We start from the raw sequence: 16,627 nt of genomic DNA on the forward strand, positions 1-16,627 counted from the left end.
AGCGGCACAGTCGAACCCATGCAGAAGATTCTTGTGATCGGCGGAAGCCGGTACTTCGGAAAACACCTGGTCAGCCTCCTGCGCGACGCGGGCGACGAGGTCACCGTCCTCAACCGGGGCTCCGCCGCCCCGCCGCCCGGCGTCGGCCGCCTCGTCGCCGACCGCGACGACGAAGGACGGCTGCGCGCCGCCCTGGGCGGGCGCACCTTCGACACCGTCGTCGACCAGGTCTGCTACACGCCGCACCAGGCCGCCGTCGCCCGCCGGGTCTTCGCCGGCCGGACCGCGCGGTACGTGATGACCTCGACGATGGAGGTCTACGATCCGGCGCCACCCACCCCCGAGGCCCGCGCCTACGCCGAAGGCAAGCGCCGGGCCGAGGCCGTGTTCCGCGGCGCGGGCGAAGGCGGCGGCCCGTTCGGCTTCACCGCGGTGCGGACGGCGCACGTGCTCGGCGGCGGCCCGCAGGAGTTCACCGGGCGCCTCGCGCACTACGTCGGGCGGACCGCCGCCGGAACCCCGGTGGACGTCCACGAAGCCCCGTACGCCACCTCGTTCGTCCACCACCACGAGATCGCGCGGTTCCTGCAGTGGACGGCCGGGCAGTCCTTCACCGGCGTCGTCGACGCCGCGTCCCACGGGACGCTGGACGTCCTCGGGCTGTGCGCGCTGGTCGCCGAGCGGGTCGGCCGCCCCGCTCGCCTGCGGATCGTCGAACCGGGCGCCCCCGCCTCGCCGTTCTCCTTCGACCGCGACTACGCCCTCGACAACAGCCGGGCGACAGGCCTGGGTTACCGCTTCGGCGCGGTCGCCGACTGGCTGCCCGGGGCGATCGACGAAGCGGCCGCCGAGCTCGCGCGCTGAGCCGTCAGCCCTCGCCCGTACGGCGCTCCAGGGGAGTGGCTACCGCCGAGTTGCTCACACTGAAGGTGACGCTGCCGGCGCGGTATCGGTCGTCGGTCCACTCGATCGGGCGACCCGTGGCGGTGGCCGAGACGTGCCGCTGGCGCAGCAGCGGGCTCCCGCGCCGGATCTCCAGCAGCCGCGCGTCCTCGCTGCCGGCCGGCAGCGCGTCGATGAGGTGCTCGCCGTAGTGGGCGACGATCGCGGAGTCGTTCGCGAGGCTGTCCATCACCGAGCGGACGTCGTCCGGCAGCGCTTCGACCGCGGCCGCGACCCAGTCGGCGTACGCGGTCCGCTCCACCATGGTGGGCTCCCCGTCGAGCAGCCGCAGCCGCAGTACGGCCAGGATCTCGGTGTCCGGCGCGAGCGCGAGCCGTTCCGCCTCCTCGGCGGTGGCCGGCCGGCGGACCCGGGAGAGGAAGCGGCTGGTGACCTCCTGGCCGAGCCCCTCGGCCCACTGGGCGAAGCTGTTCAGCTCGCCGAAGCTGTGCCGCCGCTCGTGGCGCAGAACGATCCTCCGGGCGCCCTGCCGGGAGCCGATCAGCCCCTCCGCGGCGAGCGTGGCCACCGCCTGCCTGACGGTTCCGCGCGAGGCGGACCAGCGGGCGGCGAGATCGCTCTCCGAGGGCAGCTGGGCGCCCACCGCGTACTCGCCGGAGAGGATCGCCGTGCGCAGCGCGCCGGCGATCTCCAGATACCGGATCGTGCCCATGCCGTACTCCGCCCCCAAGCCGTCGGCCGTGGTGTGTCACCTGACGCCGTCGACCGTATCCCGACGGGTCCGCCAACCAGGGCGTTGAAGATCATTACACCCTCCTTGTCACGGCTTCTTTCGGTCAATCTCGTCTCTTCCACGACTCGTGCCCCGCGGTCCAGCCCCCGTTCATCTTCCGTATAGCGAGGCCGGGCGAACTGGAGCCAACTTGTTCAGACAAGTCGACCCCCGTCAGGAACCCGTCTCCGGGAGAGACCGTGCTCAGTTCCTCCGCCCGCCGTAGCGCAGCCGTACTGCTCAGCGCCGCCGTCCTCACCACGCTCAGCGCGTGTGGCGCCGCTCCGGACAAGGCCGCCGGCACCGCCGGCGACGGCAAGTCCAAGGTCCAGCCGGGCGCCGCCGCCTCGGCAGCCGACCTCGGCGGCATGGACGCCCTCGTCGCGGCCGCCCAGAAGGAGGGCCAGCTCAACGTCATCGCGCTGCCGCCGGACTGGGCGAACTACGGCGAGATCATCAAGGCCTTCGAGGCCAAGTACAAGATCAAGGTCAACAGCGAGAACCCGGACGCCTCCAGCGCCGACGAGATCGCCGCCGTGAAGTCCCGCAAGGGCCAGAAGCGCGCCCCCGACGTCATGGACCTCGGCATCGCCTTCGCGCGCAGCGGCGCCGGCGAGAACCTGTTCGCCCCGTACAAGGTCACCGCCTGGGACAAGATCCCGGCCGGCCAGAAGGACGCCGACGCCCGCTGGTACAACGACTACGGCGGCTACGTCTCCATCGGCTGCGACGCGGCCAGGATCCCGAACTGCCCGACGACCTTCGCGGACCTGCTGAAGCCCGAGTACAAGGGCAAGGTCGCCCTCAACGGCAACCCGACCAAGTCCGGCTCCGCCTTCGGCGGCGTCTACGCGGCCGCCCTCGCCAACAAGGGCTCCTTCGCCGACATCCAGCCCGGCATCGACTTCTTCGGCCGGCTGCGCAAGAACGGCAACTTCATCCCGGTCGAGTCGACCCCGGCCACCGTCGAGAAGGGCGAGACGCCCATCTCCATCGACTGGGACTACCTGAACGCCGGCTACGCAGAGCAGTTCAAGGGCAAGGGCGTCGACTGGAAGGTCGCCGTCCCCACCGACGGCGTCTACGCCCAGTACTACTCGCAGGCCGTCAACAAGGAGGCCCCGAACCCGGCGGCCGCCCGCCTGTGGATGGAGTTCCTGTACAGCGCCGAGGGCCAGAACCTCTACCTCAAGGGCCACGCCCGCGCGGTCCTGCTCCCGGTCATGACCCAGGACGGCACCGTCGACAAGGACGCCGCCGCCAAGCTCCCGCAGATCCAGGGCACCCCGGCCTTCCCCGCCTCCGCGGAGCTGGACAAGGCCAAGGCCACCCTCGCCGAGAAGTGGGACAAGGCCCTCTCCTGATGTCCCCCTCCACCCCCACCTCCCACCCGGAGGGGACCGCCGGCGGCAGCACCACCAGCCGCCGCCGGCGGCGCGGCCCGCGCACCTGGCTGGCCGCCCTCCCGCTCCTCGCCTTCACCGGGCTCTGCTTCGGCATCCCGCTCGGCGCCATCGCGTTCGGCGCGGTCACCCGCACCGACCCGTCGACCGGCGCCACCCGGCTGACCGGCGAGCACCTCTCGCGCTCGCTCCAGGGCCCGTACCTCGACTCGCTCATCGGCAGCGTCCAGCTCTCCGCCCTCACCGCATTGACCGGCGGCGTGCTCGGGGTCCTGATCGCGCAGGCCGTGGTCACCTCCCGGTCGCAGGCCCTGCGCAGCGCCGCGCTGACCGCGTCCGGCGTCCTCGCCAACTTCGGCGGCGTGCCGCTCGCGTTCGCGTTCATCGCCACCGTCGGCATCTCCGGGGTCGTCACGCAGCTCGCCGATCTCACCGGATTCGGCTGGAACCTGTACTCCTTCACCGGCCTGACCGTGGTCTACCTGTACTTCCTGATCCCGCTCATGGTGCTCGTGATCGCCCCGGCGCTGGACGGACTGCGCCCGCAGTGGCGCGAAGCCGCCCAGAACAACGGGGCCACCGGATGGCAGTTCTGGCGCCATGTCGGACTGCCGGTCCTGGCGCCCTCCCTGCTCGGCGGGTTCGTGCTGCTCTTCGGCACCGCCTTCGCCGCGCACGCCACGGCCGCGGCCCTGGTCGGCGGCTCCGTACCGCTGGTCACGCTCAAGATCGCCGACGCGCTGTCCGGCAACGTGCTGACCGGACAGGAGAACGTGGCGCTCGCCCTCGGCCTCGACATGATCCTGATCGCCGGCCTCGTCATGGCGGTCTACCTGCCCCTCCAGCGACGGAGCGCCCGATGGCTGCGATGACCCCGACGCCCGCACCGACCGCCCCGGAGACCGGGGACACCGCCCCGGACTCCGGTGCGGCGCCGACCGGCGTCACGGCGCAGGTCCGCCCCCCGCGCCGCCGCCCCCGTCCCCGGGTCTGGCGCGGAGCCGTACTCCTGCTGGCCGGCGCGTACTTCCTCGTCCCGCTCCTGGCCTCCTTCGTCTTCACCGTGCACGTGCCCGGCCAGGGCATCGGCTTCGAGGCGTACACCCAGCTCCTCGCCGCCGACGGGTTCACCGAGAGCATGCTGCTCTCCCTCGGCCTGGCCGCCGCCACCATCGCGACCTCCCTGCTGCTCGCCGTGCCCGCCCTGGTCGCCGTACGCCTCGGCTCGCCGCGGCTGCGCCCGGTTGTGGAGGTGATGTGCATGCTGCCGCTGGTGGTCCCGCCGATCGCGCTGGTCACCGGCATCACCACCGTCCTGCGCTGGGGCCCCGAGCACCTGTCGCGGACCCCGCTCTACCAGACCTTCCTGGCCGTGCAGAACGAGCAGTTCCCCGTCGTCCTGGTCCTCGCCTACACCGTGCTGGCGCTGCCGTTCGTCTACCGCTCGCTCGACGCGGGCCTGCGCGCCATCGACGTGCCGACACTGGTCGAGGCCGCCCGCAGCTGCGGCGCGAGCTGGCCGTACGTGGTCCTGCGCGTGCTCCTGCCCAACCTGCGGGCCTCGCTCGCCGGAGCCGCCTTCCTCACCCTGGCGCTGGTCCTCGGCGAGTTCACCATCGCCTCCCTGCTGGGCTTCAGGCCCTTCGCCGTGTGGATCGTCACGATCTCCGGTGCCCACGCCCGGATGTCGGTCGCCGTCTCCATCCTCAGCCTCCTCATCACCTGGCTGCTGCTGCTCGTCCTCTCGCGGGCCGGGACCAACCCCGCCACGGTGTCCTCCGCGCCCCGTACGTCCCCCACCTCCCGCAAGGAGTCCTGACCTCCATGTCCACCACCCTTCCCGCGGCCAGGCAGTCCGAGGGCTCCGACGACCGCGCCGGCTCCGCGCCGGGCGCGCGCGTCGAATTCCGCGGCCTGCGGCGGGCGTTCGGCTCGACCGTAGCCCTCGACGGGCTCGACCTGACCATCGAGCCGGGCGAACTCGTCGCCCTGCTCGGCCCGTCGGGCTGCGGAAAGACCACCGCACTGCGCGTGGTCGCGGGCTTCGAGCAGCCCGACTCCGGTGAAGTCCTGGTCGACGGACAGGACATCACCCGCGTACCGGCCAACCGGCGCGACGCCGGGATGGTCTTCCAGTCGTACAGCCTCTTCCCGAACCTCAGCGCCCGCGACAACGTGGCCTTCGGCCTGCGCGTACGCAAGGTCGGCGCGGCCCAGCGCCGCGAGCGCGCCGCCGAACTCCTCGACCTGGTCGGCCTGCCGGAGCACGGCGACCGCTACCCGCACCAGATGTCCGGCGGCCAGCAGCAGCGCGTGGCCCTCGCCCGCGCCCTGGCGCTGCGCCCCCGCGTCCTGCTGCTCGACGAGCCGCTCTCCGCGCTCGACGCCAAGGTACGGGCCAACCTGCGCGACGAGATCCGCCGCCTCCAGCTCTCCCTCGGCATCACCACCGTGTTCGTCACGCACGACCAGGAGGAGGCGCTGTCGATGGCCGACCGGGTCGCCGTCCTGAACGCCGGCCGCCTGGAGCAGTGCGCGGCCCCCGCCGAGCTGTACGAGCGCCCCGCGACGCCGTTCGTCGCCGAGTTCGTCGGCACCATGAACCGGCTGCCCGGCCGGCTCACCGACTCCGGCCTGGTGGAGGTGGCCGGCACCCGGCTGCCCGTCGACGGCCCCGCCCCGACGGCCACCCGGGAGGTGGAGGTGCTGGTCCGGCCCGAGAACGTCACCGCGACCGCCGACCCCGAGGGCACGGCCACCGTGGTCTCCGCGTCCTTCTTCGGCGCGGTGACCCGGCTCCACCTCGACCTGCCCGGCGGCACCTCCGTCAAGGCCGACCTGCCCTCGCGGGACGCGGGCGAGCTGTCGCCGGGTGCGCGGGCCGCCGTCGGCCTGGCCGAGCGCCCGGTACTCGTCGTGGCCCGGTCCGCGTGAGCGGCCTCGCGGCCGTCCTGTTCGACATGGACGGCACCCTGGTCGACACCGAGGTGCTGTGGTGGCGCTCCACCGAGCAGGTCGCGCAGGGCCTCGGCCACGAACTCACCGACGCGGACGCCCCCGAGGTCGTGGGGCGCGCCGTCGAGGACACCGCCGCCCACCTCGTACGGGTCTCCGGAGGGGGAGACCCGTCCGAGGTGGCGCAGGCGCTGACCGCGGACTTCTTCGGCCGGGTGGAGGCCGGGGCGCCGATGCGGCCCGGCGCCCGGCGGCTGCTGGCCGCGCTCGAAGCGGAGGGCGTGCCCTTCGCCCTCGTCAGCGCCTCGCCGCGGCTGGTCGTCGACTCGGTCGTCGGCGGCTCGCTGGCCCACGTCCCGTTCGTGTTCACGCTGTCCGCCGACGACACGGACCGGACCAAGCCCCACCCGGACCCGTACCGCAGCGCCGCCGAGCGGCTCGGCGCCGACGTACGGGACTGCGTGGCCGTGGAGGACTCGCCGGACGGCGCGGCCTCCGCGGAGGCCGCCGGGTGCCGGGTCGTGGTGGTGCCGTCGCTGCTGGAGGTGCCGGCCTCGCCCGTACGCACCTTCGCGCGGTCCCTGGAGGACGTCACCCCGGAGCTGCTGCGGAGCTGCCTCGGCGCCGCCGCGGGCGTTCCGCCTCAGGAGCCCAGGCCGAGCAACTCCACCACGCCGTCCACGTAGGCGGCGGACACGGAGCCCGGAGCGGCGGCCGCCGCGTGGCGCAGCGAGGGCAGACCGGCGCGGACGAACGCCGCGCACTGCCCGTACAGCCCGGCCTCGTGCGAGGACCCGTCGTCCTCGGTGCCGAGCAGGGACAGCAGCGTCCACAGCAGCGCCTCGCGGGTGGCCAGCCGCGGCGGGCCCGCCGACCACACGGCCATCAGCACCCCGCACACCGCGGGAGCGGGCGGGTGCAGCCGGCCGGACAGGAAGGCGTGGCCCTCCAGGGCGCGGAAGGCTGCCGGATGTCCCTCGGCCGCCGCCCACAGGGTGTCCACGAGATGCCCCGCGCCGCGGCCGCAGCCGCAGGCGACGGCCTCCCAGTCGTGCCGGCCGATCTCCGCCCCCACCGCGTCGGGCACCAGGGGGCTGCTGCGCGGCGTGCTGTCCGTCCCTCTCATGCGAGCAGTATGGGGATCGGGAACCGGCCTGACCAGGGGGTTCCGCCAGTCGGAACGGTCCTGTGACCGCCCGGCCGGAACCGGATCACGGGGGCCTTCGTCTGAGACCCCGTGTGGATGAAACGAAGAATTGCCGCCCTGCTGCTGGCCCTGCTCGCGACGCAGTTGGGATCCCTGATCAGCCCGGCGTACGCATGTGGCTGCGGGGCGATGATCCCCGAGGGGTACGCCCGGATCGGCGTCGAACGCGAGACCTCCGTCGTACGCTTCGACGGCCGTACGGAACAGATCGTCATGCGGTTCGTCGTCCGCGGGGACGCCCCGCGGGCGGCCTGGATCATGCCGGTGCCGGGCCGGGCGACGGTGGAGCTGGGCGACGGGGAGATGTTCCGTCAGCTGACCTGGCTGACCCGGCCCGAGTACAAGACCCGCGGCTACTTCTGGCCGCGTGACCGGGACTGGCCGTTCTCCTCCACCAATGGCGACTCCGTGGGAGCCGCATTGCCCGGCGCGGGCGCTCCCGCGGTCGGCGTCGTCGGCCGCGAGCAGCTCGGCGACTTCGACGTCGCGCGCCTGACCGCGACCGACCCCGACGCGCTGCGCAACTGGCTGGAGGCCAACGGCTTCAAGCTGCCCGACGGGCTCGCCACCGAGCTGAAGCCCTACGTCGACCAGAAGTGGGAGTACGTCGCCGTACGCCTCGCCCCCCGTCAGCAGGGCAAGACCCTCACCGGCACCCTCGACCCGCTGAAGATCCGCTTCGACAGCAACCGGCTGGTCTACCCGATGCGGCTGTCCCGGCTGGCCAAGACCCCGCAGTCGCTCGGCCTGTACATCCTGGCCGACCACCGGATGGAGCCCGCCTCCGCGATCGGCGGCGCCAAGCCGAAGGTCACCTTCGCCGGCGAGGTCACCCCGCAGGACGGCCTCGCCGCACTGACCGGCGGCAAGCCGGCGTTCCTGACGGCGATCGACCAGGAGTTCCCGGAGCCGGGCCGCATCGACGGGGACCACGAACTGCGCGCCACGGCCGCCGACACCCCGTACCGCAAGGTGATCTACCACGGAGAACTGATCACCGTCGGGGGGATCCCGGCCTGGCTGCTGACCGTCGCGGCCGTCCTCGTCGCCGCCCTCGCGGCGACCGCGTTCACCCTCCGCCGCCGCGGGTCCCGTACCGCGAGCGCCTGACGCCCTCCCCTGCTCCGTACCGCGGCCGCGCTCGGCCTCAGAGCGGCCGGGGTGGCTGGGTCTTCCAGAACGCGCACTGGTGGTCCGACCCGAACGAGGTGCCCGTCCGCGTCGCCGCGGGGTCGAGGGTGAGGACCGTACCCCCGGACCCGGTCGGCGGCCATGCCGTCTGACCCGGCACCACGGGGGCTCCGTAGCGCGCGAACGCACCCCAGTAGCGCTTCATCCGTGTCGCGAGCGCGACCTGGTCAGCCGCCAGCGGACGCTCGCCCATGGTGAAGTCGTGCAAGTACGCCAGCTCCGCGCTGTGCGCGTTCGACTCGTCCAGGCCGGGTACCTGCGCCCCGTACAGCGTCGGCGAGTTCGGATCGTCGAACTCGTAGACGTACGTGGGCACTTGGGCGGCGAACAGCTGCGCCGTCCACGCCGTCTGGCACGCGAACGTCGAGTCCGTCATGACCGCCGACAGCGCCAGGTACGGGGACCCGTACGCCGCCACCGGATACCGGGCGAGCACCTCAGGCCCCGCGGCCCCGTACCCCGCCAGGACCTGCGCGGTGTACTGCTCCTGCGTCAGGTACGGCTGCGTCAGCGCCACGAACAGGCGCGCCTCGGAGCGGGTGCTCCCGATCATCACCGGCACCTTGTTCCACTTCCCGCTCCCGATGGCCGCCGCCGGATCGACCGGCAGCAGCCCGTCACCGGACGCCGGACCCGAGGTGGGCACCGTACGGGCCGCCTCGACCAGGGCCGTACCGGAAGCGCCGCGCAGACACGCGGCCAGCGCGTCCCGATCCGTACAGCCCGCGCCCGCGGCGAAGGCCCGCGCCTCGGACTCGGCCCGCGCGCCGTCCGGCGTGCCGAGCAGCGTGCACGGCCCGCTCTGCAGCACGGCCCGGTGGAACAGCCCGGCCGCCGACGGCGCCGCGAGCAGCGCGCAGACGGAACCGCTGCCCGCGGACTGCCCCGAGACCGTGACGTTCCCGGGGTTCCCGCCGAACGCGGCGATGTTCTCCCGGGTCCAGCGCAGCGCCGCCATCTGGTCCATCAGCCCGAAGGAGCCCGAGCGTTGTGCGTTCTGGCCGGTTATCTCGGGCAGCCCGAGATAACCGAGCTGCCCCAGCCGGTAGTTGATGCTGACGACGACACTGCCGGTGAGATCGGCCATGGTGCGGCCGCCGAACTGCGTTCCCGTGCCCTGGCTGTACGCACCCCCGTGCACCCATATGATCACCGGCAGCCGGGCTCCGGCCCGGGCCGCGCGGGGCCGGTACACGTCGAGGTACAGGCAGTCCTCGCTGACGGCCTGCGGATCGCGCAACCCGAACGGCGAGAACTGCAGGCAGGCCGGGGCCTGTCGGACCGCCTCGCGGACCCCGGTCCAGCGGCGCGGGGGCTGCGGCGGGCGCAGCCGCGCGTCCCCGACCGGGGGAGCGGCGTAGGGGACACCGAGGAACTCCTGGGCGCCGTCGCGGGTCTGGCCGCGCAGCACGCCCTGCGCGACGCTGGCCAGCGGGCGCGGGGATCCGTCGGACGAAGCCCTCGTGGTCGCCGCGGCGGGGAGCGCCGAGGTGAGGAGGGCCGAGGTGAGCAGGGCCGCCACGGCGCAGGCGGCGGTGAGCAGCGACCGCGCCGTGCTCGTACGCGGCCTGCTCACGGGCGGATTCCCGCGAGCAGGGCCGCGGTGGCGGCGAACTCGGCCGGTCCGGTGTTCCAGTCGGCGTTCATCGGGCTGATGGCGATCTTGCCGGCGCTCACCGCCTCCACGTCACCGCCCTTGGCGGCCGGCTGCGGGCGGAACTGCACGTTCACCTTCCAGGTACCGTCGCCGGAGTCGGTGAAGTCCGGCTGGAGCGGGGCCTGCGGGTCCTGGAAGGTCGCGGCCACGCCGGCGGCGGTGCCCGTGCCGTCCGCGCCGACGACCGGGTGGTTGACGTTCAGGCCGACGCCCTTGGGCAGCAGCGGTCCGGACCTCGCCCGGGTGCGCAGGCGGTCGATCAGCTTGACCGCGAAGTCCATGGTGGGGCCCATCGCGTTGATCGTGGCGGTCGGGTCGGGAGCCGCCATGCCACCGGTGCTCAGGGCGATGGCCGGGACGCCGCTCTCGAGGGCGGCGACGGCGCCGCCGACCGTACCGGAGTGGGTGGCGAGACCGGCGACGTTCGGGCCGAAGTTGGTGCCGGAGACCACCAGATCGGGGGCGCGGCCCTCGAAGACCTCGGAGAGGCCGAAGAGCACGGCGTCACCGGGGGTGCCGTCGACGGCCCACACCTTCGGCTCGGGGTGTTTGACCGCGATGGTGGGGGCGCTCATCATCTTCGTGCCCGTGCCGCTCTGGTTGGTGAGCGGGGCGACGATCGTGACGTCGTACCCGGCGGCGGTCAGCCGCTCGAACGCCTTGCGGATGCCGGGCGCGTTGTAGCCGTCGTCGTTCGTGAGCAGGATGCGCAGCGGGGCCGCGGGAGTTGCCGCGGGCCGTGTGGGTGCGGGTGCGGGCGCGGTCAGCGGCGAGGCGACCGCGGGGGCCGTACCCGCGAGGGCCGCCGTGCACAGGATGAGCACGGCCGGCGGCAGGACTCGCTTGCGTCTCACAGGGGACTCCTTGGAAAAGGGAGGGAAGGAGGCGAAGGTGCGCTGAAGTGCGGTGAGGGTGCGGGGGTGGGGACCGGCGGGCGCACGACCCTCGGCATGCGCCCGCCGGAGTCCGGGAGCCGGGCCGCCGGCAGGTGCGGGAAGCGGCGACCCGGCAGTGATCAGCGCACGCTGCGGATCGGGAGGATGGCGAGTGCGCCGATCAGCGAGAGGGCCCCGCCGACGAGGAAGAGCGGGGTGTACCCGCCGAGGGCGCTCACGACGGCCGAGGCGACGAAGGGGGCGATGATCTGCGGCCCTGCGTTCGCGATGTTGAGGACGCCCATGTCGCGGGCGGCGTCCTCGGCCCGGGGCAGGACCAGGGTGACGAGCGCGGTGTCGACGGCCATGAAGCAGCCGAACGCGAGCCCGTTGAGCGCGCTGAAGACGAGCATGCCGGTCCAGGTGGGGCTGATCACGGGGACCACCATGACGAGCCCGGCCAGGGCGGCCGAGACGGCGACGAACACCTTGCGGCGGTCCCACCGGTCGGACAGCATCCCGCCCACCACGGTCGAGACGGCCATCGCGACCATCGACACGGGGGTCAGCACCGCCATCGCGGCGGGCGGGGTCAGCCCGGCGGGCAGGCTGATGTGGTCGTCCAGGATGTACAGCTGGTAGCCGACGACGGAGAAGTAGCCGAGCACCATCAGGGCCCGGCCGATGAACGCCCACCGGAAGTCGTGGTTGGCCAACGCGGAGAGGAACGCCGCCAGTTGGGCCTTCTTCGAGACCGCGGCCGGGGCGGGACCGGTGCGCGGTACGTCCCGGCACAGGGTGGTGAGCAGCAGCGCGGAGGCGGCGACCATCGCGCCGAAGACCAGGTACCCGGTGCGCAGGTGCTCCGCGGTCGCGGAGGCGATCAGCACCCCGACCGTGCCGCCGATCGGCAGGCCCAGCCCGACCAGCGCGGACGCGGTGCCGCGCCGGGCGACGGGCACCCGGTCGGGGACGATCGCGGTGACCGCGGCCTGGTAGACGTTCATCGTCGCCTGTACGAGGCACCAGCCGATGCCGACGAGCAGCGCGGTGGTCGCGTAACCGAGGAAGGCCAGGGCGGCGAGCGCGGCGAAGGCGCCGCCGAGGATCCAGGGGTTGCGGCGGCCGCTGCGGTCGGAGAGGGCGCCGGCCATCGGGTTGAAGGCGGTCGCGAAGACCGCGCTGATCCCGCCGATCACACCGAGTACGGCGACCTTGTTGGCGGGGTCGATCTCCGCGATCTGGGTGGGCAGCAGGATCGATCCGACGCCCATGTAGACCGCCAGGAGGGCGGAGTTCGCGACCAGCAGCAGGGGCAGGAGCGCGCGCTGGCGGGGAGGTTCCGGATCCGCCTGGGCGGGCGGGTCGATGAGTTCGTTCTGGGCCATGACGACTCCTCGGGGGACGGAGCGAGAAGGGGGTGCGGAGGTGCGGCGCGGGGGAGGGGGCGCAACCTGCGGCTTCGATGGGTGTGGCGGCGCGCCCGGGGGTGGCCCGGCAGGCGATGACGCTTCACGTGATGTTGTTACACGTGTCACCTTCGGCGCTTGGACACTGTGTAGCACCCAATCCGGAGCCCCGCTAGAGGTTGCGGCCGGGCGGTATGCGGATCGTGATCGATGGACGGTCGAGGGTGCGAGGACGTGTAACCACCCCCTCAAGGCCACTGAGCAGGGAAATTGTGTCCGGAATCCATCTTGCGCTTGTGGCGGCGGTCACGAATACGCAATACTCCGTGCCGCACCGCGACGACTCCCGCCGCCGCTCGCCGGGAGGGTCCGCGGCAGGCCGGCCGACTTGCCGGCCTGCCTGCCGGCCGTCCTGTCTGGCATCCCCTGCGTCCCCGGCTCGCGGCCGCCGAAGTCCCTGGTCCGCGGCCGCCGGGTGTCACCGACGTCCCGTGTCCCCGGCGTCTTCGGCGTCTCCGGGGTCCCCGGTCTCCGCGTCCCCGGGGTCCCCGGTGTCCCCGGCGTGCCTGGTCACCCGGGCCCTCGGGGTCTCGGGGGTCTCGGGGGTTCGGGGCGGCGTCTCCGGGGTCCCTGGTCGCCGGGATCCCAGGTGCCCGGTCCCCGCGCCGCCGCCGTGAAGTCCTCCATCCGCCCGTGCCTGCCTGCTCCCCGCGTGCCCCCACCGCCCGGGGGGCCATCGTGAAAGGCCCGTCATGCCACGCCCCTCCGCTGTACCCCCGCCCGCGCACCGCGCATCCCGGTCCCTGATCCCCGCTCCCCGGCACCACCTCCCGGCGCCGCCGCCCCGCCACGCGGTCGCCCTCGGAGCCGCCCTCCTCCTCGGGGCCCTGCTGATCGGCCTCCTGATCTCCATCGCCGAACGCCCCTTCTTCCAGGGGCTCGACGACACCTGGGCCGCCTCCGTGAACGGCTCGCGCGGCGACGGCCTCACCGGCTTCGCCACCGTTCTCGACCGCCTCGGCGGCCCGATCGGCACGGTCCTGCCGATCGCTCTGGTCGGCTGCCTGTGCGTCTACGGGCGCTGGCGGTCGGGGCTGTTCGCCCTCGCCGCCGGCATCGTGGCGAACATGCTCGTGGTCCTCCCGCTCAAGCAGCTCGTCGACCGTCCCCGCCCGCCGCATCCGTGGGTCCTGGTCAACGACGGCTCGTTCCCCTCCGGCCAGGTGTTCACCGCCGTGGCGCTGGTGATGGTGGCCGCCGTCCTCGTGTTCCCCCCGCGGGCCCGCCGCTGGTGGTGGGTCTTCGGTGCGCTGTACGTCCTCGCCATGATGGGCAGCCGGACCTGGCTGCACGCCCAGTGGCTCAGCGACACCTTCGCCGGGGCGCTGGCCGGGGCCGGCAGCTGCATGCTGCTGTGGAGGGCGTTCGAACCGCTGCTGAGGGTCGAGGCCGAGCGGATGGCGGCCGACAGCCTGTGGCTGTGAGGGGCGCGGGTATCGCGCATATCGAGAATCATTGACGGTCGTCCAAGATTCGCAATACCCTTGTGGCCGGGGCCGGCCTGCGTCCAGCGCACCCCGGCCCCCGGAACGACGAAGGAAGGGCCCCATGGCACACACCGAGCACCGCACTCCGCCGCCCGTGGTCGACCTCCCCGCAGGGCGGCTGCGCGGGGCCTTCGAAGACGGGCTCGCCGTCTTCCGGGCCGTCCCGTACGCCGCACCGCCGGTCGGCGACCTGCGCTGGCGGCCCGCCCGGCCGCACCCCGGCTGGAGCGGCACGCGCGAGGCGAGCGCCGACGGCCCCAGCGCCCCGCAGATGTACAGGGAGGGCGGCGACCCGGTCCTCGGCGGCCACGGGTCGCCCCCCTTCGACGAGGACTGCCTCACGCTCAACGTCTGGACGCCCGCGGCCGACGACGCCCGCCGCCCGGTGCTGGTGTGGATCCACGGCGGCGGCTTCGTCTCCGGATCGGGCTCGCTGCCCGGCTACGGCGGCGCGGCCTTCGCGCGCGACGGCGACCTGGTGTTCGTCGGCATCAACTACCGCATCGGACCGCTCGGTTACTTCTCCCCGGACGAGGACGACGAGGCGGCCAACCCCTGGCTCTCCGACCAGCTCGCCGCCCTGCACTGGGTGCGGGAGAACATCGCCTCCTTCGGCGGCGACCCGGACGACATCACCGTCGCCGGCCAGTCCGGCGGCGCCGTCTCCACCGCCGCCCTCGCCGGGCACCCGCTGGCCGAGGGCCTGATCCGCCGGGTGATCCTCCAGAGCCCGCCCTTCGGGCTGGACCTCCCCGACCGCGACACCTACCGCGAGCGCACCGCCGCCTTCCGGGAGCTGGCCGGCGCCGAGACCGCGCAGGAGCTGCGCGCCCTGCCCTGGCCGGCCCTCATCGGCGCGACCGGCGGCCTGTTCGCCCGCACGACGCGCTGGGGCTACTGGCCGACGCCCTTCCTGCCCGTCGTCGACGGGGTCACCCTCGGGCGCCACCCGGTCGAGGCCCTGCTCCACGGGGCCGCGGCCGGAGTCGACGTCATGATCGGCTGGACCCGGGAGGAGGCCAACTTCGGCTTCGCCCTGGACGAGGGGTACGCCGCCGCCACCAGGGAGCAGGTGACCGACCGGATCGCGGAGACCTTCGGGGCCGAGGCCGCCCCCGGGGTCTACGCTGCGTACGAGGCGGCCCGTCCCGGCGCCCGCCCGGCCGACGTCCTCATGGACCTCATCTCGGACGAGCTCTTCCGCGTCCCGTCCGTCGGGCTGGCCGAGGCGCGGGCCGACTCGGAGCACCCCGTCTGGGCCTACCAGTTCGACCTCCAGGCGGCCGCGTACGAGGGCCGGCTCGGCGCCGCGCACTGCCTCGAACTCCCCTTCGTCTTCGACAACTTCGAGCAGTGGTCGCACGCGCCCTTCCTCGCAGGGCTCAACCCCGGCGTACGCGACGGGCTCGCCCGCACCATGCACCGGGCGTGGATCGCGTTCGTCCGCACCGGCGACCCGAACCACCCCGGCATGCCGCGGTGGGAGCCGTACGACGCGCGGACGCGGACCACGATGCGCTTCGACTCGGCGGTCACCGCCCTCGACGACCTCGCCGGGGCCTCCCGCCGCCTGCACGAAACCCGGAAGGCGCAATGATCTAACTCGTGTAACCTGGGGAGAAAGCCGATGACGGCCGACCCGAGGGAGCACCGAGGACCATGCCCAGGGAGCCCAAGGCCAGGGAGACGAGCGGTCCCGCGTCGCCCGTGTCGATCACCAGCGCGGACGTGGCCCGGCTGGCCGGGGTGTCACGCGCCACCGTGTCGTTCGTGCTGAACGACACCCCCGGCCACCGCGTCAGCGCGAGCACGCGCACCCGCGTACTCGACGCGGCCCGGCAGCTCGGCTACGTACCCCACGCCGCGGCCCGGTCCCTGCGCGCAGGGCGCAGCAACCTCGTCCTGATGCCCGCCTCGATCTCCGCGATCGGCCGGCTCGTCAGCGACTGGGTCGACGACCTGCACAGCGAGCTCGACCGGCACGGCTACACGGCCGTCCTGCACGCGGGCCGCTTCGCCGACCCCCTCGACGCGGCCCGCGCCTGGGCCGAGCTGCGCCCGGCCGCCGTCATCGCCCTCGACGGCGACCGCTTCACCGCCCAGGCCGCCGAACTCCTGAGCCGCGCCGGGGTGCGCGGCCTGCTCGCGTTCGCCGCCCGCCCGGTGGCGGGCGTCCACACCGTCGGCTTCGACCACGCCGACATCGGCGCCACCGCCGCCGAGCACCTCATCGCCACGGGCCGGAAGCGGATCGGCGTGGTCCTGCCCGGGGAACGCGGCCTCGGCGCCCTTGCCCGGCCGCGCCTCGCCGGAGCCGAGTCGGTGGCCGCCCGGCACATGGCGACGGTGACCCCGGTGGAGCTCGCGTACACCCGGGAGTCCGCGACCGCCCTCGCCCGGCGCTGGCGGAGCCTGGGTCTGGACGCCGTCTTCGCGTACAACGACGAGTACGCGGCGCTGCTGCTGCACGCCCTCCGGGCCGAGGGCATCGCGGTACCGGACGAGGTCGCGATCGTCGGCTCCGACGACCTTGTCCTCTCCGCCCTCCAGCAGCCGGCCCTGACCACGGTCCGCCTTGACCTGCCCTCGGCGGCGCGGGTCGCCGACGCCGTGCACGAGCTGATCGAGACGGGGACGACGCCCCCGGTCCCCGCCATGGAGGCCGTCCTCGTGCACCGCGCCACCTCCTGAGGGGCCCGCCCGACCGC

Annotated in this window: 15 protein-coding genes; 10 read left to right on the top strand and 5 right to left on the bottom strand. The window is 73.6% G+C overall.

Translation table 11 applies throughout. The features are described from left to right. Nucleotides 1-18 precede the first annotated feature (18 nt). Entirely contained in the window at nucleotides 19-864 is an 846-nt protein-coding gene (locus IF02_RS0117630) for an NAD-dependent epimerase/dehydratase family protein (protein WP_030157970.1), read from the top strand. 4 nt (nucleotides 865-868) lie between these two features. Here the strand turns inward: IF02_RS0117630 and IF02_RS0117635 are convergent, their stop codons facing one another. Next, on the bottom strand, nucleotides 869-1,615 hold the full coding sequence (locus tag IF02_RS0117635) for a GntR family transcriptional regulator (protein ID WP_030157972.1): 747 nt from the start codon (nucleotides 1,613-1,615) through the stop codon (nucleotides 869-871). Nucleotides 1,616-1,875: 260 nt separating this feature from the next. Here IF02_RS0117635 and IF02_RS0117640 point away from each other — a divergent pair, with 260 nt between their 5' ends. From IF02_RS0117640 to IF02_RS0117660, 5 genes are read left to right on the top strand one after another with little or no spacing between them, the layout of a single operon-like run. Beyond that, a complete protein-coding gene (locus IF02_RS0117640) occupies nucleotides 1,876-3,039 on the top strand; it encodes an extracellular solute-binding protein (RefSeq protein WP_030157974.1) in 1,164 nt (387 codons plus the stop codon). Continuing rightward, nucleotides 3,039-3,950, top strand: a complete 912-nt coding sequence (locus tag IF02_RS0117645) for an ABC transporter permease (RefSeq protein WP_030157976.1) — start codon at nucleotides 3,039-3,041, stop codon at nucleotides 3,948-3,950. The genes IF02_RS0117640 and IF02_RS0117645 overlap by 1 nt, the downstream gene beginning before the upstream one ends. Continuing rightward, nucleotides 3,938-4,897, top strand: coding sequence for an ABC transporter permease (locus tag IF02_RS0117650; protein ID WP_078622144.1), 960 nt, complete (start codon nucleotides 3,938-3,940; stop codon nucleotides 4,895-4,897). The genes IF02_RS0117645 and IF02_RS0117650 overlap by 13 nt, the downstream gene beginning before the upstream one ends. 5 nt (nucleotides 4,898-4,902) lie before the next feature. After that, nucleotides 4,903-6,012 (top strand): ABC transporter ATP-binding protein, encoded by a 1,110-nt coding sequence (locus IF02_RS0117655; protein WP_030157980.1) that lies wholly within the window; start codon nucleotides 4,903-4,905, stop codon nucleotides 6,010-6,012. Next, nucleotides 6,009-6,719, top strand: a complete 711-nt coding sequence (locus IF02_RS0117660; protein ID WP_420708167.1) for an HAD family hydrolase — start codon at nucleotides 6,009-6,011, stop codon at nucleotides 6,717-6,719. Before IF02_RS0117655 ends, IF02_RS0117660 begins: the two co-directional genes overlap by 4 nt. Here IF02_RS0117660 and IF02_RS0117665 read toward each other — a convergent pair. Continuing rightward, nucleotides 6,677-7,159, bottom strand: coding sequence for a hypothetical protein (locus IF02_RS0117665; protein ID WP_158708506.1), 483 nt, complete (start codon nucleotides 7,157-7,159; stop codon nucleotides 6,677-6,679). The genes IF02_RS0117660 and IF02_RS0117665 overlap by 43 nt on opposite strands. A gap of 117 nt (nucleotides 7,160-7,276) precedes the next feature. Here IF02_RS0117665 and IF02_RS0117670 point away from each other — a divergent pair, with 117 nt between their 5' ends. After that, nucleotides 7,277-8,350: a DUF2330 domain-containing protein gene (locus IF02_RS0117670; RefSeq protein ID WP_037836522.1), complete on the top strand. Its 1,074-nt coding sequence runs from the start codon at nucleotides 7,277-7,279 to the stop codon at nucleotides 8,348-8,350. Between the two features lie 37 nt (nucleotides 8,351-8,387). On the opposite strand, the gene IF02_RS0117675 is transcribed toward IF02_RS0117670, so the two are convergent. The 3 genes from IF02_RS0117675 to IF02_RS0117685 all read right to left on the bottom strand — a co-directional run bounded on the left by IF02_RS0117675 (nucleotide 8,388) and on the right by IF02_RS0117685 (nucleotide 12,351). Then, nucleotides 8,388-10,007 carry a carboxylesterase/lipase family protein gene (locus tag IF02_RS0117675; RefSeq protein WP_051696291.1) on the bottom strand — a complete coding sequence of 540 codons (1,620 nt, stop codon included), beginning with the start codon at nucleotides 10,005-10,007 and terminating at the stop codon, nucleotides 8,388-8,390. Beyond that, on the bottom strand, nucleotides 10,004-10,942 hold the full coding sequence (gene surE, locus IF02_RS33175; RefSeq protein WP_051696292.1) for a 5'/3'-nucleotidase SurE: 939 nt from the start codon (nucleotides 10,940-10,942) through the stop codon (nucleotides 10,004-10,006). Before surE ends, IF02_RS0117675 begins: the two co-directional genes overlap by 4 nt. 161 nt (nucleotides 10,943-11,103) lie before the next feature. Then, on the bottom strand, nucleotides 11,104-12,351 hold the full coding sequence (locus IF02_RS0117685; RefSeq protein ID WP_030157990.1) for an MFS transporter: 1,248 nt from the start codon (nucleotides 12,349-12,351) through the stop codon (nucleotides 11,104-11,106). A 773-nt stretch (nucleotides 12,352-13,124) separates the two neighbouring features. Between IF02_RS0117685 and IF02_RS0117690 the strand changes: the two genes are divergently transcribed. The 3 genes from IF02_RS0117690 (at nucleotide 13,125) to IF02_RS0117700 (ending at nucleotide 16,610) form a co-directional block, all read left to right on the top strand. Next, nucleotides 13,125-13,856: a phosphatase PAP2 family protein gene (locus tag IF02_RS0117690; RefSeq protein ID WP_051696293.1), complete on the top strand. Its 732-nt coding sequence runs from the start codon at nucleotides 13,125-13,127 to the stop codon at nucleotides 13,854-13,856. A gap of 124 nt (nucleotides 13,857-13,980) precedes the next feature. Then, the gene (locus IF02_RS0117695; protein ID WP_030157993.1) at nucleotides 13,981-15,516 is read left to right on the top strand and encodes a carboxylesterase/lipase family protein; all 1,536 of its coding nucleotides are present in this window, start codon (nucleotides 13,981-13,983) and stop codon (nucleotides 15,514-15,516) included. A 62-nt stretch (nucleotides 15,517-15,578) separates the two neighbouring features. Continuing rightward, nucleotides 15,579-16,610 (top strand): LacI family DNA-binding transcriptional regulator, encoded by a 1,032-nt coding sequence (locus IF02_RS0117700; protein ID WP_051696294.1) that lies wholly within the window; start codon nucleotides 15,579-15,581, stop codon nucleotides 16,608-16,610. Nucleotides 16,611-16,627 lie beyond the last annotated feature (17 nt).

It is taken from the genome of Streptomyces sp. NRRL S-244 (genome assembly GCF_000717915.1).
In the GTDB taxonomy this organism is placed as follows: Bacteria; Actinomycetota; Actinomycetes; order Streptomycetales; family Streptomycetaceae; genus Streptomyces.